General features: G+C 67.4%; 25 protein-coding genes and 1 tRNA gene. 25 read left to right on the top strand and 1 reads right to left on the bottom strand.

All coding sequences use genetic code 11. The features are described 5' to 3' along the window. Nucleotides 1-67 precede the first annotated feature (67 nt). The 3 genes from K2R93_08315 to K2R93_08305 all read left to right on the top strand — a co-directional run bounded on the left by K2R93_08315 (nucleotide 68) and on the right by K2R93_08305 (nucleotide 2,617). Entirely contained in the window at nucleotides 68-1,492 is a 1,425-nt protein-coding gene (locus tag K2R93_08315; GenBank protein MBY0489831.1) for an aspartate ammonia-lyase, read from the top strand. A 90-nt stretch (nucleotides 1,493-1,582) separates the two neighbouring features. Then, nucleotides 1,583-2,077, top strand: a complete 495-nt coding sequence (locus tag K2R93_08310) for an Rrf2 family transcriptional regulator (GenBank protein ID MBY0489830.1) — start codon at nucleotides 1,583-1,585, stop codon at nucleotides 2,075-2,077. 9 nt (nucleotides 2,078-2,086) lie between these two features. Next, the gene (locus K2R93_08305) at nucleotides 2,087-2,617 is read left to right on the top strand and encodes a hypothetical protein (GenBank protein ID MBY0489829.1); all 531 of its coding nucleotides are present in this window, start codon (nucleotides 2,087-2,089) and stop codon (nucleotides 2,615-2,617) included. Nucleotides 2,618-2,684: 67 nt separating this feature from the next. Here the strand turns inward: K2R93_08305 and K2R93_08300 are convergent. Continuing rightward, nucleotides 2,685-2,768 (bottom strand) — tRNA-Leu (locus K2R93_08300). A gap of 155 nt (nucleotides 2,769-2,923) precedes the next feature. Here K2R93_08300 and smpB point away from each other — a divergent pair. The 22 genes from smpB (at nucleotide 2,924) to K2R93_08190 (ending at nucleotide 25,573) form a co-directional block, all read left to right on the top strand. Further along, nucleotides 2,924-3,403 carry an SsrA-binding protein SmpB gene (gene smpB / locus K2R93_08295; protein ID MBY0489828.1) on the top strand — a complete coding sequence of 160 codons (480 nt, stop codon included), beginning with the start codon at nucleotides 2,924-2,926 and terminating at the stop codon, nucleotides 3,401-3,403. A gap of 35 nt (nucleotides 3,404-3,438) precedes the next feature. Further along, nucleotides 3,439-4,722 carry an N-acetylmuramoyl-L-alanine amidase gene (locus K2R93_08290; protein ID MBY0489827.1) on the top strand — a complete coding sequence of 428 codons (1,284 nt, stop codon included), beginning with the start codon at nucleotides 3,439-3,441 and terminating at the stop codon, nucleotides 4,720-4,722. A gap of 16 nt (nucleotides 4,723-4,738) precedes the next feature. Then, nucleotides 4,739-5,653 (top strand): dihydroorotate dehydrogenase, encoded by a 915-nt coding sequence (locus tag K2R93_08285; GenBank protein ID MBY0489826.1) that lies wholly within the window; start codon nucleotides 4,739-4,741, stop codon nucleotides 5,651-5,653. Next, nucleotides 5,641-6,411, top strand: coding sequence for an orotidine-5'-phosphate decarboxylase (gene pyrF / locus K2R93_08280; GenBank protein ID MBY0489825.1), 771 nt, complete (start codon nucleotides 5,641-5,643; stop codon nucleotides 6,409-6,411). Before K2R93_08285 ends, pyrF begins: the two co-directional genes overlap by 13 nt. Before the next feature lie 231 nt (nucleotides 6,412-6,642). Continuing rightward, the gene (gene rpmJ, locus K2R93_08275; GenBank protein MBY0489824.1) at nucleotides 6,643-6,759 is read left to right on the top strand and encodes a 50S ribosomal protein L36; all 117 of its coding nucleotides are present in this window, start codon (nucleotides 6,643-6,645) and stop codon (nucleotides 6,757-6,759) included. Between the two features lie 15 nt (nucleotides 6,760-6,774). Then, entirely contained in the window at nucleotides 6,775-7,152 is a 378-nt protein-coding gene (gene rpsM, locus K2R93_08270) for a 30S ribosomal protein S13 (GenBank protein ID MBY0489823.1), read from the top strand. Nucleotides 7,153-7,155: 3 nt separating this feature from the next. After that, nucleotides 7,156-7,533: a 30S ribosomal protein S11 gene (gene rpsK / locus K2R93_08265; protein MBY0489822.1), complete on the top strand. Its 378-nt coding sequence runs from the start codon at nucleotides 7,156-7,158 to the stop codon at nucleotides 7,531-7,533. A gap of 3 nt (nucleotides 7,534-7,536) precedes the next feature. Then, a complete protein-coding gene (gene rpsD, locus K2R93_08260) occupies nucleotides 7,537-8,172 on the top strand; it encodes a 30S ribosomal protein S4 (protein ID MBY0489821.1) in 636 nt (211 codons plus the stop codon). A 218-nt stretch (nucleotides 8,173-8,390) separates the two neighbouring features. Then, nucleotides 8,391-9,464: a DNA-directed RNA polymerase subunit alpha gene (locus tag K2R93_08255; GenBank protein ID MBY0489820.1), complete on the top strand. Its 1,074-nt coding sequence runs from the start codon at nucleotides 8,391-8,393 to the stop codon at nucleotides 9,462-9,464. A 6-nt stretch (nucleotides 9,465-9,470) separates the two neighbouring features. After that, nucleotides 9,471-9,827, top strand: coding sequence for a 50S ribosomal protein L17 (gene rplQ / locus K2R93_08250; GenBank protein MBY0489819.1), 357 nt, complete (start codon nucleotides 9,471-9,473; stop codon nucleotides 9,825-9,827). 10 nt (nucleotides 9,828-9,837) lie between these two features. Further along, nucleotides 9,838-10,059 (top strand): 50S ribosomal protein L28, encoded by a 222-nt coding sequence (rpmB, locus tag K2R93_08245; GenBank protein ID MBY0489818.1) that lies wholly within the window; start codon nucleotides 9,838-9,840, stop codon nucleotides 10,057-10,059. A 132-nt stretch (nucleotides 10,060-10,191) separates the two neighbouring features. After that, on the top strand, nucleotides 10,192-11,160 hold the full coding sequence (gmd, locus tag K2R93_08240; protein MBY0489817.1) for a GDP-mannose 4,6-dehydratase: 969 nt from the start codon (nucleotides 10,192-10,194) through the stop codon (nucleotides 11,158-11,160). Next, the gene (locus tag K2R93_08235) at nucleotides 11,157-12,128 is read left to right on the top strand and encodes a GDP-mannose 4,6-dehydratase (protein MBY0489816.1); all 972 of its coding nucleotides are present in this window, start codon (nucleotides 11,157-11,159) and stop codon (nucleotides 12,126-12,128) included. The genes gmd and K2R93_08235 overlap by 4 nt, the downstream gene beginning before the upstream one ends. Continuing rightward, nucleotides 12,112-15,345: a carbamoyl-phosphate synthase large subunit gene (gene carB, locus K2R93_08230; GenBank protein ID MBY0489815.1), complete on the top strand. Its 3,234-nt coding sequence runs from the start codon at nucleotides 12,112-12,114 to the stop codon at nucleotides 15,343-15,345. Before K2R93_08235 ends, carB begins: the two co-directional genes overlap by 17 nt. A gap of 26 nt (nucleotides 15,346-15,371) precedes the next feature. Further along, nucleotides 15,372-16,022, top strand: coding sequence for an acetyltransferase (locus K2R93_08225; GenBank protein MBY0489814.1), 651 nt, complete (start codon nucleotides 15,372-15,374; stop codon nucleotides 16,020-16,022). Nucleotides 16,023-16,029: 7 nt separating this feature from the next. Then, the gene (locus K2R93_08220; GenBank protein ID MBY0489813.1) at nucleotides 16,030-17,091 is read left to right on the top strand and encodes a Gfo/Idh/MocA family oxidoreductase; all 1,062 of its coding nucleotides are present in this window, start codon (nucleotides 16,030-16,032) and stop codon (nucleotides 17,089-17,091) included. A gap of 77 nt (nucleotides 17,092-17,168) precedes the next feature. After that, on the top strand, nucleotides 17,169-18,281 hold the full coding sequence (locus K2R93_08215; protein ID MBY0489812.1) for a DegT/DnrJ/EryC1/StrS family aminotransferase: 1,113 nt from the start codon (nucleotides 17,169-17,171) through the stop codon (nucleotides 18,279-18,281). A gap of 23 nt (nucleotides 18,282-18,304) precedes the next feature. Further along, on the top strand, nucleotides 18,305-19,633 hold the full coding sequence (locus K2R93_08210; protein MBY0489811.1) for a nucleotide sugar dehydrogenase: 1,329 nt from the start codon (nucleotides 18,305-18,307) through the stop codon (nucleotides 19,631-19,633). A gap of 20 nt (nucleotides 19,634-19,653) precedes the next feature. Beyond that, complete coding sequence (gene bamD, locus K2R93_08205; GenBank protein ID MBY0489810.1) at nucleotides 19,654-20,517, top strand: outer membrane protein assembly factor BamD; 864 nt, start codon at nucleotides 19,654-19,656, stop codon at nucleotides 20,515-20,517. Nucleotides 20,518-20,528: 11 nt separating this feature from the next. Further along, nucleotides 20,529-21,128 carry a nicotinate (nicotinamide) nucleotide adenylyltransferase gene (gene nadD / locus K2R93_08200; GenBank protein MBY0489809.1) on the top strand — a complete coding sequence of 200 codons (600 nt, stop codon included), beginning with the start codon at nucleotides 20,529-20,531 and terminating at the stop codon, nucleotides 21,126-21,128. A gap of 69 nt (nucleotides 21,129-21,197) precedes the next feature. Continuing rightward, nucleotides 21,198-24,524 (top strand): preprotein translocase subunit SecA, encoded by a 3,327-nt coding sequence (gene secA / locus K2R93_08195; protein MBY0489808.1) that lies wholly within the window; start codon nucleotides 21,198-21,200, stop codon nucleotides 24,522-24,524. 266 nt (nucleotides 24,525-24,790) lie between these two features. Then, on the top strand, nucleotides 24,791-25,573 hold the full coding sequence (locus tag K2R93_08190) for a hypothetical protein (GenBank protein MBY0489807.1): 783 nt from the start codon (nucleotides 24,791-24,793) through the stop codon (nucleotides 25,571-25,573). The last annotated feature ends 17 nt before the right edge of the window (nucleotides 25,574-25,590 follow it).

The following is a 25,590-nucleotide window of genomic DNA, read 5'->3' as shown; positions in this document are numbered from 1 at the left end:
AGCGGTGACGCGGCGCCCGGTGTCGGGCGCCGCGCGTGTTTGGTCCTACCCCAATGCTGGAGGTCGCATGGAGACGCGTTCCGAGCGCGATCCCCTGGGCGCGATCAACGTGCCGCGTGAGGCGCTGTATGGCGTCCAGACGGAACGCGCCCTTCAGAACTTCCCGATCAGCGGCCTGCGTCCGCTCGAACCGTTTGTGGTGGCCCAGGTCTGGATCAAGAAGGCGGCCGCCCTGACACACCGGGAGACGGGGCGACTGGACGCCGAGCGCGCCGATGCCATCGTGGCGGCGGCCGACGAAGTGCTCCGCGGTCAGCATCGCGAGCAGTTCGTGGTGGATCCGTATCAGGCCGGCGCGGGGACCTCGCACAACATGAATGTGAACGAGGTGTTGGCGAACCGTGCCAATGAGTTGCTGGGGCATCCACGCGGCAGCTACGCGCCCGTGCACCCCAATGATCATGTGAACATGGCGCAGAGCACGAATGACACGATCCCCACCGCCATTCGACTGGCGGTGCTGCGTCAATGGCCGGCGCTGCGGGCGGCACTGCACGCCGTCGAGGTCGCGCTCACCGGTCGTGCGCAGGCCTTCGACGATATCGTGAAGGCGGGGCGCACTCATCTGCAGGATGCCATGCCCATTCGACTCGGGCAGGAGTTTGCGGCGTACGCGCGGTCGGTGTCCCGCGCGTCGCGTCGCCTCGACGAGGCCGCCGATTATCTGCGGGATCTCGGCATCGGTGGCTCGGCGGTGGGCACCGGTGTCACGGTGGAACCGTCGTATCCCGCCCGTATGGTGCAGCATCTTCGGAGCATCAGCGGCCTGGCCGCGTTGCGCGAAGGGGAGGATCGCATTCAGCTGATGCAGAGCCTGGGCGATGCGGCTGCCTTCAGTGGCGCGCTCCGCGGGGCCGCCATCGAGCTCTCCAAGATCGCGAGCGACCTGCGGCTCATGGCCTCAGGGCCGCGCACGGGGCTCGATGAGATTGTGCTGCCAGCCGTGCAACCGGGATCGAGCATCATGCCGGGCAAGATCAATCCGTCGATCCCGGAGATGGTCAATCAGGTGTGCTTTCAGGTGATCGGGTGCGATACGACGGTGACGCTGGCCGCCGAGCATGGGCAGTTGGAGCTCAACGTCATGATGCCGGTGATCGCGCACAACGTGCTCTTTGCCATGCAGATCCTTACGAATGCGTTGACGGTCTTCGCGGAGCGCTGTCTGCAGGGGATCGAGGCCAACGTGGCCATGTGCGAGTACTGGGTGGAGCGCTCGGCGGCGCTTGCGACGGCCCTCATGCCCCAGATCGGGTACGCCGCCGCGGCGGAGCTCGCCAAGCGCTCGGTGCGCGAGGGCGTGCTCATTCGGGACCTCGTGCGCCGGGAGGGGGTGCTCCCGCCCGAGCAGGTGGACGCGGTGCTGGACCTGCGCAAGATGACCGAGATCGGTGTCCCGTCCGGTGATCATCCGGCCTCGGCGGCGGGCTGATCGTCACCCGGTGCGCAACAGGTGACCCCCGACCGGACGGTAAGTCCGAGTACTCTTGTCAGCTCCATGCCCCGGGCGTAGACTCGACACATGCGCATTACGACGTGGGCGGAGTACGGACTGATCTGCGCGCTGCACCTGGCGCGGCGGGCGGGCACCGGGCCGGTGACCGGGCGCGATGTCGCCGCCCGGGAAAAGCTGCCCGGTGATTATGTCGAGCAGATTCTCCTGCGGATGCGTCGGGCCGGGATCGTCAACAGCACCCGCGGCGCCCGCGGTGGCTATTCGCTGGCCCGCGACCCAGAGGCCATTTCGGTGCGCGATGTCATTCAGGCATCGGAGCTCACCACCTTCGACCTCCACTGCGTCTCGCACCCGGTTGACAGCTCCCGCTGTGCCGAGGCCGAGAACTGCAGCATCCGCCCTGTCTGGATGCTGCTCCAGCAGCGGATCGATGAAGTCCTCGAAGGGGTGAAGCTGAGCGACCTGCTGGCCGATGAGTCAGTGGTGCGGAATCGGGTCGGCCTGCCTGCCTACGAGGCGGCGGCGGACGTGCCTGGCGCACTCCCCATCCTGCAGGGCTGAGCCCCGTCGATGGGACTCTGGACCGAATGGCAGGCCGCGCGGGAGCGCCGCCGCCGGGTCGAGAGCTATGTGGGGCGCATGCTGCGGGAGCCGGATGAGGCAATCGTGCGGCTCCTGGAGGCGGGCGCGGGTGGGGTGGTCGCCCGTCGTGAGCTCCGGTTCGCGCTGCTCGCGATCGGCCTGATCGTCGCCGAGCGGGACGCGCTCGACGACCAGACGGCGGCCGATGTCAGTCACCAGCTGCAGCCCTTGCTCGCGGCCGAGGCCAAGCGGGATCCGGACGTCGGCCGCTTGTGGCCGGAACGGTGGCGGGCGTATTCCGCAGCCCTCGCGTTGCGCGGGAGCCCGGAGGCACCGGCCGTGCGGCTGGCCCGGGTGCTCCTCGAGGGCGCCGGCATCGGGGCCCCGACCGCCGCGCAGCTGGAGCCCGCCACGCAGTTCGTGCTGGAGAATCGGTCCGCGCTCAATGAAGCGCTCCGGGCCGTGTTCGGCGCCGCGTCGTTGCCCGAGGACATCCGGCCGTCGGCCTTGCGCAGCTGAGCGCGGCACGGACTGCCGGACACACAAAAAAGGGCACCGGAAACCCGGTGCCCTTTTTTGTATCAGGTGCCGAAGGCCGGACTCGAACCGGCACGTCCTTGCGGACACTGCGCCCTGAACGCAGCGCGTCTACCAATTCCACCACTTCGGCGGGTCCCTGCGAGGCAGCGCCCGGCAGGGTCGGGAAGAATAGACCGTGGGCGCCCCCGAAGTCAACGCCAGCGGGCCACTTGGGTGTGAATGTGATGCACACGTCCGGTCCGTGCGCATACTCCGGGGCAGCCGTGCGATTACGTTACCCCACGTATGGCAGCGACGAACGCCAAGGACAGCGACGAGTCCACCGAACTGATCGCGCGGAACAAGCGCGCGCGCCACGACTACGAAATCCTCGATACCTGGGAAGCGGGCATTGTGCTCACCGGGACCGAGGTCAAGGCGTTGCGTGACGGTCGGGCCAACCTGACCGACGCATTCGGGATCGTGAAGGATGGCGAGATCTTCGTGCTCAACCTGCACATCGGTGCCTACGGGCACGGCAACCTGTTCAACCACGAGCCCACGCGCACCCGGAAGCTCCTGCTGCACAAGCGCGAGATCCGCCGCATGATCGGTTCGGTGGAACGCCAGGGGCTCACCCTGGTGCCCCTCGATCTCTACTTCAAGGGCGGGAAGGTGAAGGTTCGCCTCGCGCTCGTGCGCGGCAAGCAGCAGCACGACAAGCGCGAAGACCTCAAGAAGCGCGACGCCGAGCGCGAAATCGCGCGCGTGCTGCGCAAGCGGTGACAGTGGGCGGCCGCGGCGGGAAAGCGCTGGGCCTGATGGCCTGGCTCGTGCTCGCGATCGCACTCGCGACCGTGCCCGCGTCGGCCGTCGGCGCGCAAGCCACGGCGACCACGGGCAACATCGCGGGCTCGCCGGCCCCGCTCACGGTGCGCGTGGGAGATCGCGTGCGCACCGTGCCCGCCATTCGTCACCCCGACGGCAGCACCGCGGTCCGCGCCGATGCGCTGGTCGAGGCGCTGGGAGGGCAGGCGGTCATCGATGCCCGCCTGCCGCGGCGCCTGCGGCTGGAGGTCGGCACGGTGGGCATTGATGTGGAAGCCGGATCGGCGCTCGCGGTCATGGCCGACGACACCGTGGCGCTGACCTCCGAAGTCATTCGACAGGGCGGGCAGTGGTATGTGCCGCTGACGCTCGCCTCCGATCTGTTGCCACGGCTGGGCGCCGGGGTCCTCTTCGACGAGGAGAAGCGGGAGGTCCGACGCTTCACGCCCGTCGTGGCGTCGCGCACACCGCCGCGCGCGCCAACGCGACCGGCCAGTACGCCGGCACCAGCTGCGCCCCGCAGCGAGTCGCGCCCGGACCCGCGGCCCACCGTCCGCGGCCAGCGCATCGTGGTGGTGGATGCCGGGCACGGTGGCCCCGACAACGGCATGACGGGCCCGATCGGCTCGCCGCGCAAGATCTACGAAAAGAACGTCACGCTCGCCGTGTCCAAGGAACTGCGTCGCGCCCTCGAGGCGCGCGGCGTCGCGGTCGTCATGACGCGCACCACCGACACGCTCATCGCGCTCTCGGATCGCGGGAAGATTGCGAACCAGGCGCACGCCGATCTCTTCGTGTCCATTCACGTCAATGCGGCCAACCCGCGATGGACCAATCCGGGCGGCGCACGCGGCTTCGAGACGTATTTTCTCGCCGAGGCGAAGACGGAAGACGAGCGTCGGGTGGCGGCGATGGAAAACGAAGCGATTCGCTTCGAGACCACGGTCGACGCGTCTCGAGACGATCCGCTGGGGTTCATCATCCGCGACATGGCGCAGAACGAACACCTGCGCGAGTCGTCACAATTGGCCGCGCTCATCAACGGCGGCATGAAGGCCGTGCATCCGGGCCCGAATCGGGGCGTCAAGCAGGCCGGCTTTCGCGTGCTGGTCACCGCCTTCATGCCGGCGGTGCTCGTGGAGATCGGCTTTGGCACGAACAAGGCCGAAGCCGATTACATGACCGATCCGGCGCAGCAGGCCACACTCGCCGACACCATCGCCGATGCCGTGGTGCGCTATCTTGCGCAGTATGAGCGCAAGGTCGGAGGCCACTGACATGGAGCGGACCGCGATGTCCGTCGCCGGACTCACGTTTCGCAATCCCATCGTGCTCGCGTCGGGCACTGCCGGATTCGGGCGCGAGCTCGAGGACGTCGTCGATCTCACCCGCATCGGCGGCCTCTCCACCAAGGCGGTGAGCGTCGAGCCACGCAAGGGCAACAAGCCGCTGCGCGTAGGCGAGTTCGCCGGCGGCATGATCAACGCCATCGGGTTGGCGAACCCCGGCCTCGACGCGGTGAAGCAGGAATACCTGCCGTGGCTGCCGGCGCAGCATCCCGGGCTGCGCGTGTTCGTGAACGTCGTCGGCAACAGCGTGGATGACTTTGTCACCGTCATCAACGGGCTGACCAACGAACGCGGGGTCGATGCCTTCGAGCTCAATGTGAGCTGCCCGAACGTCAAGGCGGGTGGCATGGAGTTCGGCGCCGATCCGGTCGCGCTGGCCGCGCTGGTGAAGGCCGCCCGCGCCATCACGTCGCGCCCGCTCTTCGTGAAGCTGTCGCCGGCGCTGGGGCCGAATATTGTGGCCGCGGCGCAGACGGCGGTGGAGGCGGGGGCCACCGGCCTGACGCTGGTGAACACGATGCCGGGACTGGTCATCGAAACCGCGCATCGTACGCCGCGCATCGGCTTCGGCTCGGGCGGCGTGAGTGGGCCCGCGTTGCTTCCCATCGGCCTGCTGGCGACCTGGCGCGTGAGTCGCGCCCTGCCGGGCGTGCCGATCATCGGCCTCGGCGGCGTGAGCACCGCCGACGACGCGCTGCAGTACCTGCTGGCCGGTGCCCAGCTGGTGGGCGTCGGCACCGCCATGCTGCGCGACCCTCGCGCGCCGGAGCGCATCGCCCGGGGGCTGGCCCGCTGGGCCGACCGCGAGGGCGTGCAGCACCTCTCTACCATCGTTGGCACCCTGCAATGGCCCTCGTGAGTCACGCCGTGCCGTCCGGCACCACCGCCACGGTCACCCCCATCGTGGCCCTCGACGTAGCCGATCGCGCGAGCGCCGAGGCGCTGGTGCGCCGGCTCGGGTCGGCCTGCGACTTTTACAAGGTCGGCCTCGAGCTGTTCAGCGCCGAAGGGCCGTCGGTGGTCGCCTGGCTGCGGGATCAGGGCAAGCGGGTCTTCGTGGACCTCAAGCTGCACGACATCCCCAACACGGTGCGGGGGGCGGCGCGGAGCGTCGCCCGTCACGGGGCCACGCTGCTCACGGTGCATGCCAGCGGCGGGCCGGAGATGATCGCGGCGGCGGTGGCGGGGGCGGCGGAGGGCGCGCCGGGCGGCGGCTCCGAGCCGGCCTGCGGAATTCTGGGGGTGACGATCCTGACCAGCCTGAATGCGGCGGCGGTCGGGACGGCCTGGGGGCGGGAGGCGGTTGAGGTGACCACCGAGGTGGTCCGGCTCGCCGGGTTCGCCGCCAGCGCCCAGGCCGCCGGGATTGTCTGCTCGGGGCACGAGGCGGCGGCGGTGCGGGCGGCCTACGGGGCCCAACTCGGGCTGCTCATCCCCGGCATCCGCCTCCCCGGCGGCGACGCGCACGACCAGGCGCGGGTCATGACCCCCTCGGCGGCGGCCGCCGCCGGCGCGCGCTGGTTGATCCTGGGTCGCGCCGTGACCGGCGCAGCCGATCCGGTGGCCGCGATGGCGGCGGTGCGCGCCGACCTCGGCGGGGTTGCGGCCTCGGCCTAACTCCGCTACGATTCATGTCTTGCCCGTTTTTGGGCGCGTTTTGCGCGCACCACGGGGGGCAAGTTCGCAGGCCAATCCGCTGGCCACATTCGCTTCGTCCAGGCGCGGAATCACTCGCAAGTCGTTGCTTGAGAGCTGATGCATCCTGGCGATGAACAGCATGGGGAGTCCAGCCGGCTGCCGCTTGGCAGTGCGGGAGGCTCCGTCGGCGCGTGAGCGCCGAGGTGACCCGTGAAAGTTCGTAGCAGCGTGAAGCCGATTTGTGAGCACTGCAAGGTCGTGAAGCGACAGGGCGTGACTCGCATCATCTGCAAGCGTAACCCGAAGCACAAGCAGCGTCAGGGCTGAGGGTAAGCGCACACTATGGCACGTATCGCAGGCGTCGATCTTCCGCGTGAAAAGAAGATCGAGATCGGTCTGACCTACATCTTCGGCATCGGTCGCAAGACCGCCCAGAAGATCCTTGAGGCAGCGGGTGTGTCGAGCGCGCAGCGCGTTCGCGACCTGAACGACACCGATCTCAACAAGCTCCGTCAGGAAATCGAGCGCAATCATCGCGTCGAGGGTGCGCTCCGCACCGAAGTCGCGATGAATATCAAGCGCCTGATGGACATCGGCTCGTATCGTGGCACCCGCCATCGTCGTGGCCTCCCCGTGCGCGGGCAGCGCACGCACACGAACGCGCGCACCAAGAAGGGGCCGCGCCGCGCTATCGCGGGCAAGAAGAAGGTGACCAAGTAAGCCATGGCTACCGCGAAGAAGACCAAGCGCGTCGTCGAGGCGGAAGGCATCGCCCACGTCAGCGCCACGTTCAACAACACGACCATCACGATCACCGACATGCATGGCAATGCCGTGTCATGGGGCTCGGCCGGCAAGGCCGGGTTCAAGGGATCGAAGAAGTCCACGCCGTTCGCCGCCACCGTGGCGTCCGAGCAGTGCGCGCGCGAAGCGCTCACGCTCGGTGTGCGCCGCGTCCATGTGCGCGTGCAGGGCCCCGGGTCTGGCCGCGAGTCGGCCATCCAGGCGCTCGCCGCTGCCGGGCTCCAGGTGAAGTCCATTCGTGACGTCACCCCGATCCCGCACAACGGCTGCCGTCCCCCCAAGCGCCGGAGGGTCTGATCCATGGCCCGTTATACTGGTCCCAGCTGCCGTCAGTGCCGTCGTGAGGGCGCGAAGCTCTTCCTGAAGGGCACCAAGTGCTTCACCGAAAAGTGCCCCGTGGAGCGTCGTCCGTACGCCCCGGGTCAGCACGGTCAGGCCACGGCGCGTCGCAAGAAGATGTCCGAATTCGCCAAGCAGCTGCGCGAGAAGCAGAAGATCAAACGCATCTATGGCATCTCGGAGAAGCAGTTCCGCAACACGTTCGAGCGCGTGGCGTCGCAGGCCGGCATCACCGGTCACAACCTGCTCGCCGCCCTCGAGACCCGTCTCGACAACGTGGTGTACCGCATGGGCTTCGCCCCGAGCCGCAAGGCCGCGCGTCAGCTCATCCGTCACCGCCACATCGAGGTGAAGGGTCGCCTCCTCGACATCCCGTCGTACCAGGTGCGTCCGGGTGAGGAAGTGCGCGTGAAGCAGGCCTCGCGCGAGCTCGTGCTCGTGCAGGGCGCGATGGAGCAGGCCGCCCGTGGCGCGTCGCTCTCGTGGATCGCCGTCGACAAGGAGTCGTTCAGCGGCCGCGTGCTCGAGAAGCCCCAGCGTCAGAGCATCCCGCTCGCGGCGCAGGAGCAGCTCGTCGTCGAACTGTACTCGAAGTAAGTCAACAACAACCGATCAGTTCTGCGTATCGGGTTCTAGGTCGTGGGTTGTGGGTTACCCATCACCCACCACCAAGAACCCGAAACCCATCACTGATCAGTTGGCAGTTTCTGCAGCAGGTCGGGGCCCGAACCCCTCTACGAGTCTACCGCGCGTTCGGGGCGGGGTAGAGCGTCGCCACTCACTCGAGTGGTGAGACCACTTTCTCCAAGACACTCATGGCAACGATCGATCTTTCCGGGCTGGTCCGTCCGCAGCTGGTTGAAGCGACCAAGCGCGAGGACAATCCCAATCTGGCCGAATTCCGCCTGCAGCCGCTCGAGCGCGGCTTCGGGCACACGCTGGGCAACGCGATGCGCCGACTGCTCCTGTCGTCGCTCCGGGGCTCGGCCGTGTGGGCGTTCCGTATCGATGGCGTGGTGCATGAGCACCAGACCATCCCGGGCGTCGTGGAAGACGTGCACCAGATCATCGGCAACCTCAAGACGCTGACCCTGTCCCTGCCGGACGAAGTGGAGCAGACCGTGCTCCGCATCGCCAAGTCGGGCCCGGGCACCGTCACCGCCGCCGACATCCAGGCGACCGGTGGCATCCGCGTCGTGGGGCCCTCGCACCACCTCTTCACGATCACCGACGAGCGCGACTTCACCGTCGAACTCTACGTGAACAAGGGGCGGGGCTATGTCGAGAGCGACCAGCACCCGGCCGACAAGAACCTCCCGGTCGATGTCGTTCGCATCGATGCCATCTACTCCCCGGTCCGTCGGGCGAACTTCACCGTCGCGGAAACCCGCGTCGGCCAGCGCACCGACTACGACCGGCTCACGCTTACCGTCGAAACCAACGGCACGATGTCGCCCGAGGAAGCGGTGAGTTACGCGGCGGCGCTCGCCCAGACCCACTTCCAGTACTTCGTGGGCTTTGGGTCGTCGGCCTCCGCGCAGCCCGGCACGGGCGGCGATGGGGCCAACTCCGACGCCATCCGCCTCGCTGAACTGTTCCGCACGCCCATCGATGACCTCGAACTTTCTGTTCGCTCGGTCAATTCCCTGAAGAACTCGAACATCCGCTCGCTCGGCGATCTGGTTCGCCAGACCGAGGCGCAGATCCTCCAGGTCAAGAACTTCGGTAAGAAGTCCCTGCAGGAAATCGCCGCGCTGCTCGAGAAGGAAGGGCTCAATTTCGGCATGCGCTATGAGGAGAGCACGGATGGCGTGCGTATCCTCGATATGGGCACCCCGCCCAGCCGCGCGGCCGAGAACGCGCCCGACGACGACGACGACGAGGACTGAACTCCCATGCGCCACCGTAAGGCCAACCGCCAGCTCCGGCGGACCAGTGAGCAGCGCCTCGCGCTGCTCCGCAACCTCGCCACCTCGCTCATCGAGCAGGGGGCGATCGAGACGACCGAGGCCAAGGCCAAGGAGCTGCGCCCGTTCGTCGAGAAGCTCATCACCAAGGCCCGCACCGGCACGCTCCACGCGCGTCGGCTCGCTGGCAAGCACGTCCACAAGCGTGAGGCGGCCGACAAGCTCTTCCAGGAAATCGGCCCCAAGTTTGCCACGCGTCCGGGCGGCTACACGCGCATTCTCAAGACCGGCCACCGCAAGGGTGACGGCGCGGAGATGGCGCGGATCGAACTGATCCTCAGCTGAGGCACCACCCATGGCCATTCAACGCAATCGCTGCTACCACTGCGACAAGGGTGTTGCCTACGGCAACAACGTTTCGCACGCAAACAACAAGACGCGGCGCACCTGGAAGCCGAACCTCCAGGTCGTGCGTACCCTCGCCGACGGCAAGATCATCAAGGTGAAGGTTTGCACCCGCTGCCTCGCGGCCGGCAAGGTGCAGCGCGCGCCGCGCGGCCAGGTCGCCGTCGCGTAATTCGCCGCTCGATGTCACGCACGCGGGGAGCTCGCTCACAAGCGGGTCTCCCCGCGTCGTGTATGGAGGCTTGGCGCCGCGGTTCACCCCGAACCCCCGACCAAGAACCCCCAACCCCCAACTGATCAGTTCATGCACAAGACCGCCCTGATCACTGGCATCACCGGGCAGGATGGCTCCTACCTCGCTGAGCTCCTCCTCGCGAAGGGCTATCGCGTCGTGGGCGTCGTGCGTCGGTCCTCGACGACGCCCTACGAGCGCATCGCGCATCTGGTGGACCGCGTCGAACTCGTGTCCGCCGACCTGCTCGATCAGACCTCGCTGACCGACGTGGTGCACGCCGCGCAGCCGCATGAGATCTACAATCTCGCGGCGCAGAGCTTCGTGCAGACGTCGTGGAATCAGCCCGTGCTCACCGGCGAGTTCACCGCGCTCGGCGTGACGCGCATGCTCGAGGCGATGCGCAAGGCGGCGCCCACGGCACGCTTCTATCAGGCGTCGTCGAGCGAACAGTTCGGCAAGGTCGTCGAAACGCCGCAGACGGAATCGACCCCGTTCTACCCGCGCTCGCCCTACGGCGTGGCCAAGGTGTACGGGCACTGGATCACCGTGAACTACCGCGAAAGCTTCAACCTTTTTGCGGTCTCGGGCATCCTCTTCAATCACGAGTCGCCGCGCCGCGGCCTCGAGTTCGTGACGCGCAAGATTTCCGACGGCGTGGCGCGCATCAAGATGGGGCTCTCCAAGGAGCTGCGCCTCGGCAATCTCGATGCGCGTCGCGATTGGGGGTTCGCCGGCGACTACGTCGATGCGATGTGGCGCATGCTGCAGCAGGACCAGCCCGATGACTACGTCATCTCCACCGGAGAGACGTACAGCGTGCGGCAGTTCTGCGAGGCGGCCTTCGGCTACGCGGGGCTCGACTACAAGGACTTCGTCATTCAGGACGAGCGCTTCTTCCGGCCGGCCGAAGTGGATCTGCTCGTGGGGAATCCGGAGAAGGCGAAGCGGCAGCTGGGCTGGACGCCGCAGGTCAACTTCCGGCAGCTCGTCGAGATGATGGTGCAGGCGGACCTCGATCGGTACGCGCGCGCGAAGTGACGCGGATTCTCGTCACCGGGGCGGCGGGTTTCGTCGGGCAGTGGCTGCTGCCCGCGCTCCGTGCGGCGTATCCGGAGGCGACGCTGGTGGCGCTGGCCACCGACGCCGTCTCCGATGCACGCCCGCGTGGCGTGCCGGCGGCCGTCCCCGCGACGTGGCAGATCGGCGATCTCCGGGACGACGCGTACGTACGCGAGGCCGTCGCGCTGGCGCGCCCCGAGCTGGTCATTCATCTCGCGGCCATTTCCCACCTCCCGACCGCGGCCGACGACCCCGCGCAGGCGTGGGACGTCAACGTCACCGCCACGGCGCGCCTGTTGCACCATCTCGAGGCGCATCGCGCCGCCGGGCACGGGGAGCCACGGGTCCTGATCGTGGGCAGCGCCGAGCAGTATGGCCGCCACGACACGCACGAAGGCCCACTGGCCGAAACCGCGGTGCAGGCGCCGCGGACCGTCTATGCCGCCACCAAGGCGGCGCAGGAGGTTCTGGCGCTGCAACACTGGCGGGCGACCGGCCTGCCGGTCATCGTGGCGCGCAGTTTCAACCACAGCGGTGCGGGCCAGCCCCCGCGCTTTCTGTTGCCGGCGCTCGTGGCCCGCGCGCATGCGCTCGCCGACGCGCCGGCGGGCACGCCGATGCCTGTGGGCAATCGCACGCCCATCCGCGACTTCCTCCATGTAAGTGACGTCGTGGCTGCCTATATTTCCCTCTGTCAGCGGGGCACGCCCGGCGAGGCGTACAACGTGGCCAGTGGCACCGGGTGGTCGGTGCAGCAGGTGCTCGAACGGGTCGTCGCGCGCACGGGTACGCGCGCAGTCCCCACCGAGGATCCGGCACTGGTGCGACCAGTTGACGTCCCCAGCCTCATCGGGGATCCCCGCAAGCTGCAGCACGCCACGGGGTGGCGTGCGACGCGTTCACTCGACGACATCATCGACGACCTCCTCCATGCCGCGACGTTCTGACCTGCACCGGATTCTCGTGATTGGCTCCGGGCCAATCATCATCGGGCAGGCCGCCGAGTTCGATTACTCCGGAACCCAGGCCACGAAGGCGCTGCGTGAAGAGGGGTATGAAGTCATCCTGGTGAATTCCAATCCGGCCACGATCATGACGGATCCGGAGTTCGCCGATCGCACGTACATCGAACCGGTGACCCCGGAGTTCGTGGAGCGCGTGATCGCCAAGGAGCGCCCGGATGCGGTCCTCCCCACCATGGGCGGGCAGACGGCGCTTAACGTGGCGCTCGCGCTGCACGAAAGCGGCGCGCTCGAGAAGTACGGCTGCCAGCTGATCGGCGCCAATGCGCGCGCCATTCGCGTGGCCGAAGATCGCAAGCTGTTCGCCGAAGCGATGGAGAAGATCGGGCTCAAGTGCCCGACCGGCCGGACGGTCACCTCCTTCGACGAAGCCATGGCGGCCGTCGAAGAGACCGGCTTCCCGTCGATCATCCGCCCGTCGTTCACGCTCGGCGGGACCGGCGGTGGCATCGCGTACAATCGCGAAGAGTTCGAAACGATCGTGCGTCGCGGCCTCGACCTGTCGCCCGTGCATTCGGTGCTCATCGAGCGCTCGCTCCTGGGGTGGAAGGAGTACGAGCTCGAGGTGATGCGCGACTGCGCCGACAACGTCGTCATCGTCTGCTCGATCGAGAACCTCGATCCGATGGGCGTGCATACCGGCGACTCGATCACGGTCGCGCCGGCCATGACGCTCACCGATCGTGAGTACCAGGTGATGCGCGATGCAGCCGTCGCCATCATCCGCGAGATCGGCGTGGATGCCGGTGGGTGCAACATCCAGTTCGCGGTCAATCCGCAGAACGGTGAGCTCATCGTCATCGAGATGAATCCGCGCGTGTCGCGCTCGTCGGCGCTGGCCTCCAAGGCCACCGGCTTCCCGATCGCGCGCATCGGCGCCAAGCTCGCGGTGGGCTACACGCTCGATGAGGTCCCGAACGACATCACGAAGACGACGCCCGCGAGCTTTGAGCCGGTGCTCGACTACGTCATCGTGAAGTGCCCGCGCTTCGCCTTCGAGAAGTTCGCCGCGGTGGACCCGGGTCTCACGACGCAGATGAAGTCGGTCGGCGAGTCGATGGCGATTGGCCGCACCTTCAAGGAGGCGTTCCAGAAGGCGCTGCGCGCGCTCGAGACGGGTCGCCCGGGATGGGCGGTGGGCGAGCGCCTGCAGGATGATCGCCTGAGCGACGGCTCGCTCGAGGAGCTCAAGGGGGCGGTCCGTCGCCCCACGCCGGAACGCATCTTCCAGCTGAAGCGCGCGATGCAGGCGGGGCTCACGACGGCGGAGCTCTACGCCATCACCGGCATTGATCCGTGGTTCCTGGATCAGATGCGCGAACTGCTCGACGCCGAGTCGTGGTATACCGCGCTCCCCAGCGTGGAGGCCGATGGCATGCGTCGCATGAAGCGCATGGGCTTCAGCGATCGGCAGCTGGCGGCGTTGCGCGGCACCGACGAGACCGCGGCGCGCGAGCTCCGCTGGTCGTTGGGCGTGCGCCCGTCGTACAAGATGATCGACACCTGTGCCGGTGAGTTCCCGTCGAGCACGCCGTATCTGTACGGCAATTACGACGAGGAGAGCGAAGCGGCGACCGAAGGGCGCAAGAAGGTCGTGATCCTCGGGTCCGGCCCCAATCGCATCGGCCAGGGCGTGGAGTTCGACTACTGCTGCGTGCGCGCCGTCCTGGCGCTGCGCGAGCAGGGGTATGAGACCATCATGGTCAACTCCAATCCCGAGACGGTCTCCACCGACTTCGATATCTCCGACAAGCTGTACTTCGAGCCGCTGACGCTCGAGGACGTGCTGGAGATCGTGCAGCGGGAGAACCCCGAGGGCGTGATCGTGCAGCTCGGTGGCCAGACGCCGCTCAAGCTCACGCGTCCGCTCGAGAAGGCCGGCGTGCGCATTCTCGGCACGTCGCCCGATGCCATCGACACCGCGGAAGATCGTCGGCGCTTCGAAGCCATCGTGCGCGAACTCGGGATCGAGCAGCCGGCGAACGGCACCGCCACGAGCGTGGACGAAGCGGTCACGATCGCCAAGGACATCGGCTTCCCGGTGCTGGTGCGTCCCTCGTACGTGCTCGGCGGCCGCGCCATGGAGATCGTGCACGACGAAGCGTCGCTGCGGGATTACTTCGAGCGCGCCGCGCGGGTCAGCGAGGATCGCCCGGTGCTCGTCGATCGCTTCCTCGAGGACGCATTCGAGGCCGACGTGGACGCGCTGTCCGATGGCGAGCACGTCGTGATCGGGGCGGTCATGGAGCACATCGAAAGTGCCGGGATTCATTCCGGCGACTCGGCGTGCATTCTTCCGCCGTATCTCATTCCGCCGGCCGCGGTCGAGCAGATGAAGCAGCACACGATCGCCTTCGCCAAGAAGCTCGGCGTGGTGGGGCTGATCAACGTGCAGTACGCGTACAAGGACGGCGTGGTCTACGTCATCGAGGTGAACCCGCGCGCGTCGCGCACGGCGCCCTTTGTGTCGAAGGCCATCGGGGTGTCGCTCCCCTCGGTGGCGGCGCGCCTCATGCTGGGCGAAACGCTTGCCCAGATCGGCTTCACGCAGGAGATCGTGCCGCCCTATATCAGCGTCAAGGAAGCCGTCTTCCCGTTCAACAAGTTCCGTGAGTTCGATCCGGTGCTGAGCCCGGAGATGCGCTCGACGGGCGAAGTGATGGGCATCGACGATGATTTCGGTGCGGCCTTCCTCAAGTCGCAGATCGCCGCCGACAACGCGCTGCCGCGGCAGGGCGCGGTCTTCTTCACGGTGAACAACACCGACAAGCCGGCGGCTGCGAAGTTGGCCAAGCGGCTGGTGGAGCTTGGCTTCTCCGTGCGGGCGACCAGCGGCACGGCGAGCTTCTTCGAGGCGCAGGGGATCCCCGTGACGAGCGTGCTCAAGGTCCACGAAGGCCGTCCGCACGGCGTGGACATGATCGTCAACGGCGAGATCCAGCTGCTCGTGAACACGCCGCTCGGCAAGGCGGCGCAGGTCGATGATGAGCGCCTCCGCCAGGCGGCGATCGCGAATCGCGTCCCCTACACGACGACGCTGACCGCTGCGAGCGCGGCTGTGGAGGCCATCGCGGCGCGCCAGACGCGCGAGCCGGTGGTGCGGTCGCTGCAGGAGTGGCACGCCATCCTGCGGGGCGCGTGAGCCAGTCGGTGAGCCCCATTCCGGGGATGATCGCTCGCGCCGGTGAGGGGCGCGTCGCCGCCGGCGCACAGCTCGCCGACGGCGCGCTCGTGCACGAGTCGGCCTATGTCGATGACGGCGCGGTGATCGGGGCCGCCACGCGCATCTGGCACTTCTGCCACATCAATCCGCGCGCCAGCATCGGCGCGCGCTGCTCGCTGGGGCAGAATGTGGTCGTGATGCCGGGCGTCATCATCGGCGACAACGTGAAGATCCAGAACAACGTGTCGGTGTATGAGGGCGTCGAGCTCGAAGATGACGTCTTCTGCGGTCCGTCCATGGTGTTCACGAACGTCTACAATCCGCGCAGTGCCGTCTCGCGCAAGAATGAGTATCGCCGCACGCTGGTCAAGCGCGGGGCGAGCATTGGCGCGAACGCCACCATCGTCTGCGGCGCGACCGTGGGGCGCTACGCGTTCATCGGGGCCGGCGCGGTCGTCAATCGCGACGTCCCCGACTATGCGCTGATGGCGGGCGTGCCGGCGAAGCGGATCGGGTGGATGTCGGAACACGGGGAGCGCCTCGAGGTGGTCGGCCCCGATGCGCAGGACCCGGCGGTGGAAGTGCTGCGCTGCCCGGCAACGGGTCAACTCTATGCGCGTCGCGGCGACGTCGTCACGCCGACCGCGAACGGGTGAGCATCCAGTGAGCGAACGAATCATTCCCGACGGACAGCGGATCCGCCTCGCCCTGGTGGGCTGCGGGCGCATCAGCCGCAATCACTTCGATGCGATTGCCAAGGTCCCCGACCTCCAGCTCGTTGCGGTGTGCGACAGCGTGGAGGAGCGCGCGCGTGCCGCCGGCGACGAGCAGGGGGTGCCTTGGTTCACGAGCTACGAGCAGATGCTCGCGGACGTGCCGAGCGACGCCATCGTGGTGGCGACGCCCAGCGGGCTGCACCCGCAGCACGGTATCCTCGCGGCCAAGTCCGGCCGGCACGTGATCAGCGAGAAGCCCATGGCGATCTCGCTCGCCGCCGCGGATGCGCTCGTGCAGGCCTGCGACGACCACCATGTGCACCTGTTCGTGGTCAAGCAGAACCGCCTCAATCCGCCCATCGTCCTGCTCAAGCGGGCGATCGACCGGGGGCGGTTCGGTCGCATCTACATGGCGAACTGCACGGTGCGCTGGACGCGCCCGCAGGAGTACTACGATCAGGCGCCGTGGCGGGGCACCTGGGAGTTCGACGGCGGGGCGTTCATGAATCAGGCCTCGCACTATGTCGATCTCATCCAGTGGCTCGTGGGGCCGGTGGAGAGTGTGGTGGCCAAGACGGCCACGCTGGCTCGGCGGATCGAGGCCGAGGACAGCGGGGTGGCGGTGCTCAAGTTCCGCTCCGGCGCCATCGGCACGATCGAGGTCACCATGCTGACCTATCCCAAGAACCTCGAAGGATCGATCACGATCCTGGGGGAGAAGGGGACGGTCAAGATCGGCGGGACGGCCGTCAATCGGGTCGAGACGTGGCAGTTTGCCGACTACGATGACGACGACAAACTGGTCGAGCAGTCGAACACGAACCCGACCAGCGTGTACGGGTTCGGGCACGAGGGTTACTATCGGAATGTGGTCCCGGTCCTTCGGGGCCAGGCGCGCCCCGATACCGACGGGCGGGCGGGTCGGAAGTCCCTGGAGCTCATCCTCGGGATCTACGAATCGGCCAAGACGGGGCGCGACGTTCCGCTGCCCCTGCGCGTCAATATCTAGTGTTCGGGTAGGGCTTGGACGACTGGTGTTCCTTGCAGGCTTCGCATTTCTGACTCACGCCCCGGGGCGTTGACCATATGGCCGTACCGCTTCTCGATCTGAAGGCGCAGCACGCTACCATCCGCGACGAGGTGGTGGCGGCGCTCATGGATGTCGTGGACCAGCAGGCGTTCATTCTGGGCGATCCGGTGGCGCAGCTCGAGTGCAGCGTCGCTGGGCTCTCCCAGGTGAAGTACGCCGTGGGCTGCGCTAACGGCACGGATGCCCTCCTGCTGGCGCTGCGCGCACTCGGCGTGAGCCATGGCGACGAGGTGGTGACGACGCCGTTCACGTTTTTCGCCACCGCCGGCGCCGTGCACAATCAGGGCGCGCGCCCGGTCTTCGTCGACATCGATCCCAAGACGTACAACATCAATCCGGCGCTGGTGGCGCCGGCGATCACCGGCCGCACCAAGGCGGTGATTGCGGTGGATCTCTTCGGGCAGATGGCCGCGATCGAGCAGGTCGTCGCCGCGGCCGGCGCCGTGCCGGTCATCGAGGACGCCGCACAGTCCATTGGCGCGAGTCGCGTGATCAACGGCAGGAAGGTCATGGCCGGCGAAGCCGCCGCCATCGGGACGTACAGCTTCTTCCCGTCGAAGAATCTGGGCGGCTATGGCGACGGCGGCATGATGGTCACGCAGGATGAGGCGCTCTTCGAGACGCTCATGAAGCTGCGTGTCCATGGCGGTCGCAAGACCTATTTCCACGAGGTCGTCGGCTACAACAGCCGGCTCGATGCGCTGCAGGCGGCCGTGCTCAAGGCCAAGCTGCCGCACCTCGAGGGGTGGAGTGCCGCGCGTCGTGCCAATGCGGCCAAGTACGACGCGGCCTTCGCCGATGTGCCGGAGATCGGCACCCCGTACATCGATCCGGCGAACACCTCGATCTACAACCAGTACACGATTCGGGTGTCGCCGCGCGACGCGCTACAGGCGCACCTCAAGGCGCAGGGGATCGGCTCGGCGGTGTACTATCCGTTGCCGCTGCACCTGCAGCCATGCTTCGCCTACCTCGGCTATCAGGAGGGGCAGTGCCCCGAGTCCGAGAAGGCGGCCAAGGAAGTGTTGTCGCTGCCCGTCTATCCGGAGCTCACCGACGCGCAGCGCGATGAAGTCATCGCGGCCGTACGCCAGTTCTTCGGACGCTGAGACCAGTCATGACCAATGAGGCGATGAAGACCCAACTGCTCAATCGCATCCAGGACCGTACGGCCGTCATCGGCGTCATCGGTCTCGGCTATGTGGGCCTCCCGCTGGCCATGGAGTTCGTGCACGCGGGCTTCCGCGTCATCGGGTACGACGTGAGCCAACGGGTGGTCGATCTCCTGATGGCCGGCGAGTCGCACATCCAGGACATCCCGGCCGCGCAAGTGCAGGCGGCGGTGGCGAGCGGCAGTTTCGTGGCCACGGCCGTCGAAGCGCGCCTCAAGGAGTGCGACGCGATCTCCATCGCCGTGCCGACGCCGCTCTCCAAGACGCGCGATCCGGACATGGCGTACGTCCTGAGCGCGGCGGATGCCATTGCGCGGCAGGCGCATCCCGGGCTCTGCGTCGTGCTCGAGAGCACGACCTATCCCGGGACCACGCGCGAGCTCCTGCAGCCCCGCCTCGAGGCGATGGGATTGACCGTGGGGACCGACATCTTCGTGGCCTTCAGCCCCGAACGCGTCGATCCGGGCAATCCGGTCTATCACACCAAGAACACCCCCAAGGTCGTCGGCGGCCTGACACCGGCCTGCGTGGAAGTGGCCACGGCCCTCTACGCCAGCTGCATCGACACCGTGGTGCCGGTGAGCTCACCGGAAGCGGCCGAGTTGGTCAAGCTGCTCGAGAATACGTTCCGCGCCGTGAACATCGGCCTGGTGAACGAAATCGCGATCATGTGTGACAAACTCGGCGTGGATGTCTGGGAAGTCATCAACGCCGCGGCCACGAAGCCGTTCGGCTTCATGAAGTTCACGCCGGGCCCCGGCATTGGCGGGCACTGCATTCCGCTCGACCCGCACTACCTCGCCTGGAAGATGCGCACGCTCAACTACAAGACGCGCTTCATCGACCTGGCGAGCGAGATCAACTCGCACATGCCCGAATGGGTGGTGCAGAAGGTCGCCGACGCCCTGAACGATGGGCGGAAGGCCGTCCGCGGCTCGCGCCTGCTCGTGCTCGGCGTGGCCTACAAGCGCGACATCGATGACGTTCGCGAGAGCCCGGCGCTCGACGTGATCCGCTTGCTCGAGGAGCGCGGGGCGCATGTCGAGTTCCACGACCCGTTCGTGAAGGAGTTCCGCGAAGAGGGGCACAGCCGGACCGGCGTGGAGCTCAGCGACGAGATGTTGCGCTGGGCAGACGCGGTGGTGATCGTGACCGACCATAAGGCGGTGGATTACCAGCGCGTCGTGGATCAGGCGGCGGTTGTGGTCGATACCCGCAATGTCACTGCAGGACTTACCCCCGGTCGCGCGCGCCTCGTTGGGCTGGCGAACCGGACCCGCTCCGCCTGACCCGGGTACCAGACCTCCGCATGAGTTCCCGTTCCTATCGCGTCGACTGGCGCCTCCTGATGCTCCTCGGCCTGGCAGCTGCCCTGGCCGGGTGTGGCCGTGGCTTCCAGCCTCGCGACTTTGCCACGCCGGAAGCGCTCTTCCGCGCCTCGCTGCTCGAGTTCGAGCGCAAGGCGTGGGACAACGCGCAGGCGGGCTTCGAAAAGCTCACGACGGACCTGTCGTCGCGCGATCCGCTGCTGGCGCCGGCGTACTACTACCTCGCGCTCACGCACGAGCGGAAGAAGGAGTTCCTGCTGGCCGCGCAGGCCTACGAGCGCATCACCGACGGCTTCCCCGATGACACACTGGCCCCAGTGGCCATGCTCGGGAGTGGGCGATCGTATCAGCTCATCTGGCGACGGCCGGCCCTCGATCCGGAGTACGGGCAGAAGGCCGCCTCCGTCCTGCGGGCGTTGCTGTCGTCGTACCCCGATGCCAAGCAGGTCGATGAAGCCAAGCAGCGGATCGCGCAGCTGGAAGAGTGGTTCGCCCAGAAGGACTACCTGACGGGCGTCCACTACATCAAGGTGCGCAAGGCCGTCGATCCGGCGATCATCTACTTCAAGGACGTGGTGCAGACGTACCCGTCCACGAAGGCCGCGCGCCTGTCGTGGCTCCGCCTGCACGAGCTGTACACGAAGATCCGCTGGAAGGAGGATGCCGCGGAAACGTGTACCGCCATGTGGAAGGCGTATCCCGGCGATCCCGACGTCACGCTGGCCTGTGGCGCGGCCCCGAAGGATTCGAGCGGCGCCAAGAAGGTCGGCGACGCGTCCGGGCCGGCCGCCATCACCGCCCGGACCCCCGCGCTCTTCGCGCGCCCCGGCCCCGGCAGCCGCTGACCCACCCTCCCGTGCGACTCGGGCTCTTCGGCGGCAGCTTCGATCCGCCGCACGTTGGGCACGTACTCGTCGCGCAGGACGCCCGCGAGGCGTTGCGCCTCGATCAGGTGCTGGTCATCCCGGCGGCGCAGCAGCCGCTCAAGGGCGATCAGCAGACCCCGGCAGTGCACCGACTGGCCATGGCCCGTGCGGCATTCCAGGGGATCGACGGGCTCGAGGTCGATGCCATCGAAATCGACCGGGGTGGGTTATCTTTCATGGTTGACACCGTGGAGGCGGTGCACCGGCGTTGGCCGGACGCCCAACTCCATCTTCTGGTCGGCGAGGACGTGGTTCCTACCTTGCCGCGCTGGCGTGAGCCGGAGCGGCTGCTCGCCATGGTCCAGCTCGTCATTCTGACCCGGGATCCCGGCGCGGCGGCGAGCGAGGCACCAGAAGAGCGGATCGCCAACGCGATCCGTTTGGCCACCCGTCGGGTGGACGTGTCGTCAACCGAAGTCCGGGCGCGCGTCCGCGAAGGGAAATCCCTGCGCGGGTTCGTCCCCGAGGCAGTGGCGACGTACATCGCATCCACCGGGTTGTATCGCGAGCATTCCCGGGCCACGGAGTAAGCGGCACGCAGCGCCTCAGGGCGATGGGCCGCGACGGCCGGGCCCTCTCATGAGGTCGTAGAGGTTTCTATGCTGAAGGGCTTGATCAGTAAGGTGTTCGGTACGCGCCACGAGCGTGAACGGAAGCGCGTGCAGCCGATCCTGAACGAGATCCACGAGATCGAAGCGCGGCTGGCATCGCTCCCCGATGCCGAGATCCAGGCGCAGACCGCGAAGTTCCGCGGGATCATCGCCGAGCGCACAGGCGCCATCGAGCAGCGCATCGCCGAGCTCAAGGCGGCCAAGCACGACACCGCCGATTCGGCCGAGCGCGAGAAGCTCGACATCGAGCTGCAGGGCGCGGACGGACGGGGCGGCGCTGAAGGCGAGCTGCGGGCGGCGATCGCGGAAGTGCTCGATGACCTGCTGCCGGAAGCGTTCGCCACGGTGCGGGAAGCCTGCCGCCGCCTCAAGGGCTCCACGGTCGTGGTCACGGGCCATGAGCTCACGTGGGACATGGTCCCCTACGATGTGCAGCTCATCGGTGGCATTCAGCTCCATCTGGGGCGGATCGCCGAGATGGCCACGGGCGAAGGCAAGACGCTGGTGGCCACGTTGCCGCTCTATCTGAATGCGCTCCCCGGTCGCGGGGCGCATCTGGTCACGGTGAACAACTACCTCGCGCGCCGTGACTCGCAGTGGATGGGCCACCTGTATAGCTGGCTCGGGCTCACGGTCGGGTGCCTCGACGATACCGAGCCGGGCTCGTGGGAGCGTCGCGCGGTCTACGCCTGCGACATCACCTACGGTACCAACAACGAGTTCGGCTTCGACTATCTGCGCGACAACATGGTCACGACGAGTGACCAGCGCGTGCAGCGGCCGCACATCTTCGCCCTCGTGGACGAAGTGGACTCGGTGCTCATCGACGAAGCGCGGACGCCGCTCATCATCTCGGGCCCGGTGGGCAACGACGGGGATGCGCAGTACGCCGAGTTCAACAACGCTGTCGAGCGGCTCGTCCGCCGGCAGAACGAGCTGGTGAACCAGCTGGTGGGCGAAGGCGAGCGCGCGCTCGAACAGGGCGACAATGACACCGCCGGCCTGCAGCTGTACAAGGCGCAGATGGGCGGACCGAAGAACAAGCGCCTGATCAAGGCGCTCAACGAGCCGGGCATCAAGCAGCTCGTGCAGAAGGTCGAGCTCGAGGTCATCGCCGACAAGAAGCTGCCCATGGGCAAGCGGCAGTTCCGCGAGATCGAGGACGACCTCCTCTTCGTGCTCGACGAGAAGGGGCACACGGTGCACCTCACCGAGCAGGGGCTCGATTATCTCGCGCCCGATCATCCGGACATGTTCGTCCTGCCGGATATCGCGGTGCTCATCGGGCAGCTCGATCGCGACCACGAGCTCACCGCACCGCAGCGCCTCGAGCGCCGCGCGGCGGTGGAGCGCGAGTACGCCGAGAAGAGCGAGCGCCTCAACATCATTCACCAGCTGCTGCGCGCCCATGCCCTCTACGAGCGCGACGTGAACTACGTCGTGCAGGAAGGGCAGGTCCTCATCGTGGACGAGTTCACGGGGCGCACCATGCCGGGCCGTCGCTGGAGCGAGGGGCTGCACCAGGCGGTGGAGGCGAAGGAGCGCGTCCAGGTGAAGGGCGAGACCCAGACGCTCGCTACCATCACCATTCAGAACTACTTCCGCATGTACGAGAAGCTGGCCGGTATGACCGGTACGGCCGAAACGGAAGAGACGGAATTCCACACGATCTACGGGCTGGAAGTGTCGGTGATTCCGACCAACCGGCCGATCGCGCGCGAAGACCGGCAGGATCTGGTGTACAAGACGCGTCGCGAGAAGTACAACGCCATCGTTGAAGAGACGCGGCGCCTGCACGGCCTGGGGTACCCGGTGCTGGTCGGGACCGCGAGCGTGGAAGCGTCGGAGACGCTCTCGCGTCTCTTCACGCGCGCGGGGCTCAAGCACAGCGTGCTGAACGCCAAGTACCATCAGCGCGAAGCCGAGATCGTCACCGGCGCCGGTCAGCCGGGCGCCATCACGATCGCCACGAACATGGCCGGCCGCGGCACCGACATCAAACTCGGCGCCGGCGTCATCGAGCCCAAGCCGAGCGTGGTGAAGGATCCGGATGGCAAGGACATCGATGTCAGCGAGATCGGCGGTCTGCACATCATTGGCTCCGAACGCCACGAGTCGCGGCGTATTGATCGCCAGCTGCGCGGTCGGTCGGGTCGCCAGGGCGATCCGGGCGCCTCGCAGTTCTTCCTGTCGCTCGAAGACGATCTCATGCGCCTGTTCGGCTCGGAGCGCATCGCCAAGCTCATGGACCGCATGGGCGCGCAGGATGGCGAGGTGCTCACGCATCCGCTCATCACGCGCTCCATCGAGCAGGCGCAGAAGCGCGTGGAGCTCCAGAACTTCCAGTCGCGCAAGCGGCTGCTGGAGTACGATGACGTGATGAACCAGCAGCGCGAGGTGATCTACTCGCTGCGGGCGTTCGCCCTCGAGGGCGGCGAGGAGCTCAAGGGCGAGGCGATCAAGATGCTCGAGCGCGGCGTGCAGCGTCGTGTCGAGCAGGCACTCGCGACGTTCGACAAGCCCGAGGAGTGGGATTTCGAGTACGTGCAGCAGGACCTGCTCATGCACTACATGCTGCAGGTGCCGGAGTTCGGGCCCGACGCCGAGAAGCCGGCCACGCTCGAGGACGCGCAGGCGGCGGCCGTCGCGGCGGTGCATCAGGCGTTCGAGGCCAAGCTCGCGAGTCTCAACTCGGTGACCGACGAGCAGGGGAACGGTTTCGCCGATCGCCTGCTGTCGCTGGTGACGCTCAACGTGATCGATGAGAAGTGGAAGGATCACCTCTACGATCTCGATCAGCTGCGGGCCTCCATTCATTATCGCTCGTGGGGGCAGAAGGATCCGCTCGTCGAGTACAAGCAGGATGCGTACACGATGTTCGTGGACCTCATGCACGATGTCGCGAACACCTTCACCGAGCGCTTCCTCAAGGCGCAGCTGGTGTTCGAGCCGGCACCGGTCGAGGAGTTCGTGCCGCCGTTCACTCCCGAGGGCATGGGCCGTCCCGATGGCGGGCGTCCGACGAAGCGCTATAACGCGCTCGGGATCCTCGAGGACATCCCGGCCGATGAACTCGACGCCGAGATCGTGGACGCCGACGTCGTGGCGCAGGACGGCGACGATGACGACGACGCCGAGGAACCGGCGCGCACGGTGGCGCGCTCGGCCCCGGCCGTGGTGGGCGCGGGAACCGTGCGGTCGCTGGAGGCGGGCGGCGGCGCCCTCCCCGCCGGGTGGGAGAACACCCCCCGCAACAATGCCTGCCCGTGCGGCTCGGGGAAGAAGTTCAAGAAGTGCCACGGCGCGCACCTGTAAGCCGTGGCGAGATGACGGCGCGCTGACAGCGCCGCGTACCGTGACGCCGGCATGGGCCAGAATGGCCCCCCGGCGTGGCGGAGCGGAGCGGAGTAGGTCAGCGCCCGTCCGGGGGGCAGGGCCCGCGCGGGTCGGTGGGGGATCGCGGCGGCAACGGTCCGTCCGCTTCCCCTGTCACTTCAGCTGATGGCACCGACCGGCTCCCTCGCCAGTGAACGATCTGGCCGCCGGTCGGGTATATTGCCCGTGGACCTTCTGGAGCCCCCATGCTGAAGCGACTGTCGTTCGCGCTGCTGGTTGTGCTGCCCGCTACGCTGCCGGTTTCGCTGCCCGCGCAGGCGCGCGGCGGCGACGGCTATCTGTTCCGACGCCCGATGGGCTCGCTCTCTATCCGGGCCGGCGCCGCGCGCCCCAATGCCAGCGGGAGCGTCTTCGACTTCGTGTCCGGTCTGCTCATGCCGCGCGGGTCGAGCAACACCAACGCCGGGCTTGGCCCGGCCGACTACTCGAGTTTCTCGGGTGCCCTCGAGGCATCGGTCAATCTCACGCCACGGGCGGAGCTGGTGCTGGGCGCCGCCACCAGCCGTCGGCGCGTCGACTCGGAGTACCGCAAGTGGGTCGACAACAACGACAAGCCCATTGAGCAGATGACGCGCTTCTCGCGCACGCCCATCTCGCTCGGGCTCAAGTGGAACCTTACGCCGGCCGGTCGTTCGATCAGTCGTCTGGTATGGGTCCCCAATCGTTTCGTGCCCTACGTCGCGGCCGGCGGCGGCGTGATGCAGTGGCGCTTTCAGCAGGAAGGGGATTTCGTGGACTTCCAGTCAAGCACGCTCGACGTGTTCAAGTCCACGCTGCAGGACAAGGGCTGGGCGCCGATGGCGTACGCGGCGACCGGCGTGTCCTGGAATCTCAACCCCTCCGTCGCGGTGACCGGGGAGGCGCGCTACGATATGGCCAGCGCCCCGCTGCGCGGCAGCTTCTCGGGCTTCAATTCGATCGGCTTGTCCGGTGTTGGACTGACGGCTGGCTTTCAGGTTCGCTACTGAACCGGCGCACTGAGGAA

Source organism: Gemmatimonadaceae bacterium (assembly GCA_019752115.1).
Lineage (GTDB): Bacteria > Gemmatimonadota > Gemmatimonadetes > Gemmatimonadales > Gemmatimonadaceae > Gemmatimonas.
This window is presented reverse-complemented; position numbering and strand designations above follow the sequence as displayed.

Coding starts and splice junctions, on each gene's coding strand:
- K2R93_08255 (MBY0489820.1), top strand. CDS start 8,391: ATGGCAACGATCGATCTTTCCGGGCTGGTCCGTCCGCAGCTGGTTGAA.
- rpsM (MBY0489823.1), top strand. CDS start 6,775: ATGGCACGTATCGCAGGCGTCGATCTTCCGCGTGAAAAGAAGATCGAG.
- pyrF (MBY0489825.1), top strand. CDS start 5,641: ATGGCCCTCGTGAGTCACGCCGTGCCGTCCGGCACCACCGCCACGGTC.
- rpsK (MBY0489822.1), top strand. CDS start 7,156: ATGGCTACCGCGAAGAAGACCAAGCGCGTCGTCGAGGCGGAAGGCATC.
- K2R93_08190 (MBY0489807.1), top strand. CDS start 24,791: ATGCTGAAGCGACTGTCGTTCGCGCTGCTGGTTGTGCTGCCCGCTACG.
- K2R93_08215 (MBY0489812.1), top strand. CDS start 17,169: ATGGCCGTACCGCTTCTCGATCTGAAGGCGCAGCACGCTACCATCCGC.
- bamD (MBY0489810.1), top strand. CDS start 19,654: ATGAGTTCCCGTTCCTATCGCGTCGACTGGCGCCTCCTGATGCTCCTC.
- K2R93_08225 (MBY0489814.1), top strand. CDS start 15,372: ATGATCGCTCGCGCCGGTGAGGGGCGCGTCGCCGCCGGCGCACAGCTC.
- K2R93_08290 (MBY0489827.1), top strand. CDS start 3,439: ATGGCCTGGCTCGTGCTCGCGATCGCACTCGCGACCGTGCCCGCGTCG.
- carB (MBY0489815.1), top strand. CDS start 12,112: ATGCCGCGACGTTCTGACCTGCACCGGATTCTCGTGATTGGCTCCGGG.
- rpmB (MBY0489818.1), top strand. CDS start 9,838: ATGGCCATTCAACGCAATCGCTGCTACCACTGCGACAAGGGTGTTGCC.
- K2R93_08210 (MBY0489811.1), top strand. CDS start 18,305: ATGAAGACCCAACTGCTCAATCGCATCCAGGACCGTACGGCCGTCATC.
- K2R93_08305 (MBY0489829.1), top strand. CDS start 2,087: ATGGGACTCTGGACCGAATGGCAGGCCGCGCGGGAGCGCCGCCGCCGG.
- rpsD (MBY0489821.1), top strand. CDS start 7,537: ATGGCCCGTTATACTGGTCCCAGCTGCCGTCAGTGCCGTCGTGAGGGC.
- K2R93_08285 (MBY0489826.1), top strand. CDS start 4,739: ATGTCCGTCGCCGGACTCACGTTTCGCAATCCCATCGTGCTCGCGTCG.
- smpB (MBY0489828.1), top strand. CDS start 2,924: ATGGCAGCGACGAACGCCAAGGACAGCGACGAGTCCACCGAACTGATC.
- rplQ (MBY0489819.1), top strand. CDS start 9,471: ATGCGCCACCGTAAGGCCAACCGCCAGCTCCGGCGGACCAGTGAGCAG.
- secA (MBY0489808.1), top strand. CDS start 21,198: ATGCTGAAGGGCTTGATCAGTAAGGTGTTCGGTACGCGCCACGAGCGT.
- gmd (MBY0489817.1), top strand. CDS start 10,192: ATGCACAAGACCGCCCTGATCACTGGCATCACCGGGCAGGATGGCTCC.
- K2R93_08310 (MBY0489830.1), top strand. CDS start 1,583: ATGCGCATTACGACGTGGGCGGAGTACGGACTGATCTGCGCGCTGCAC.
- K2R93_08315 (MBY0489831.1), top strand. CDS start 68: ATGGAGACGCGTTCCGAGCGCGATCCCCTGGGCGCGATCAACGTGCCG.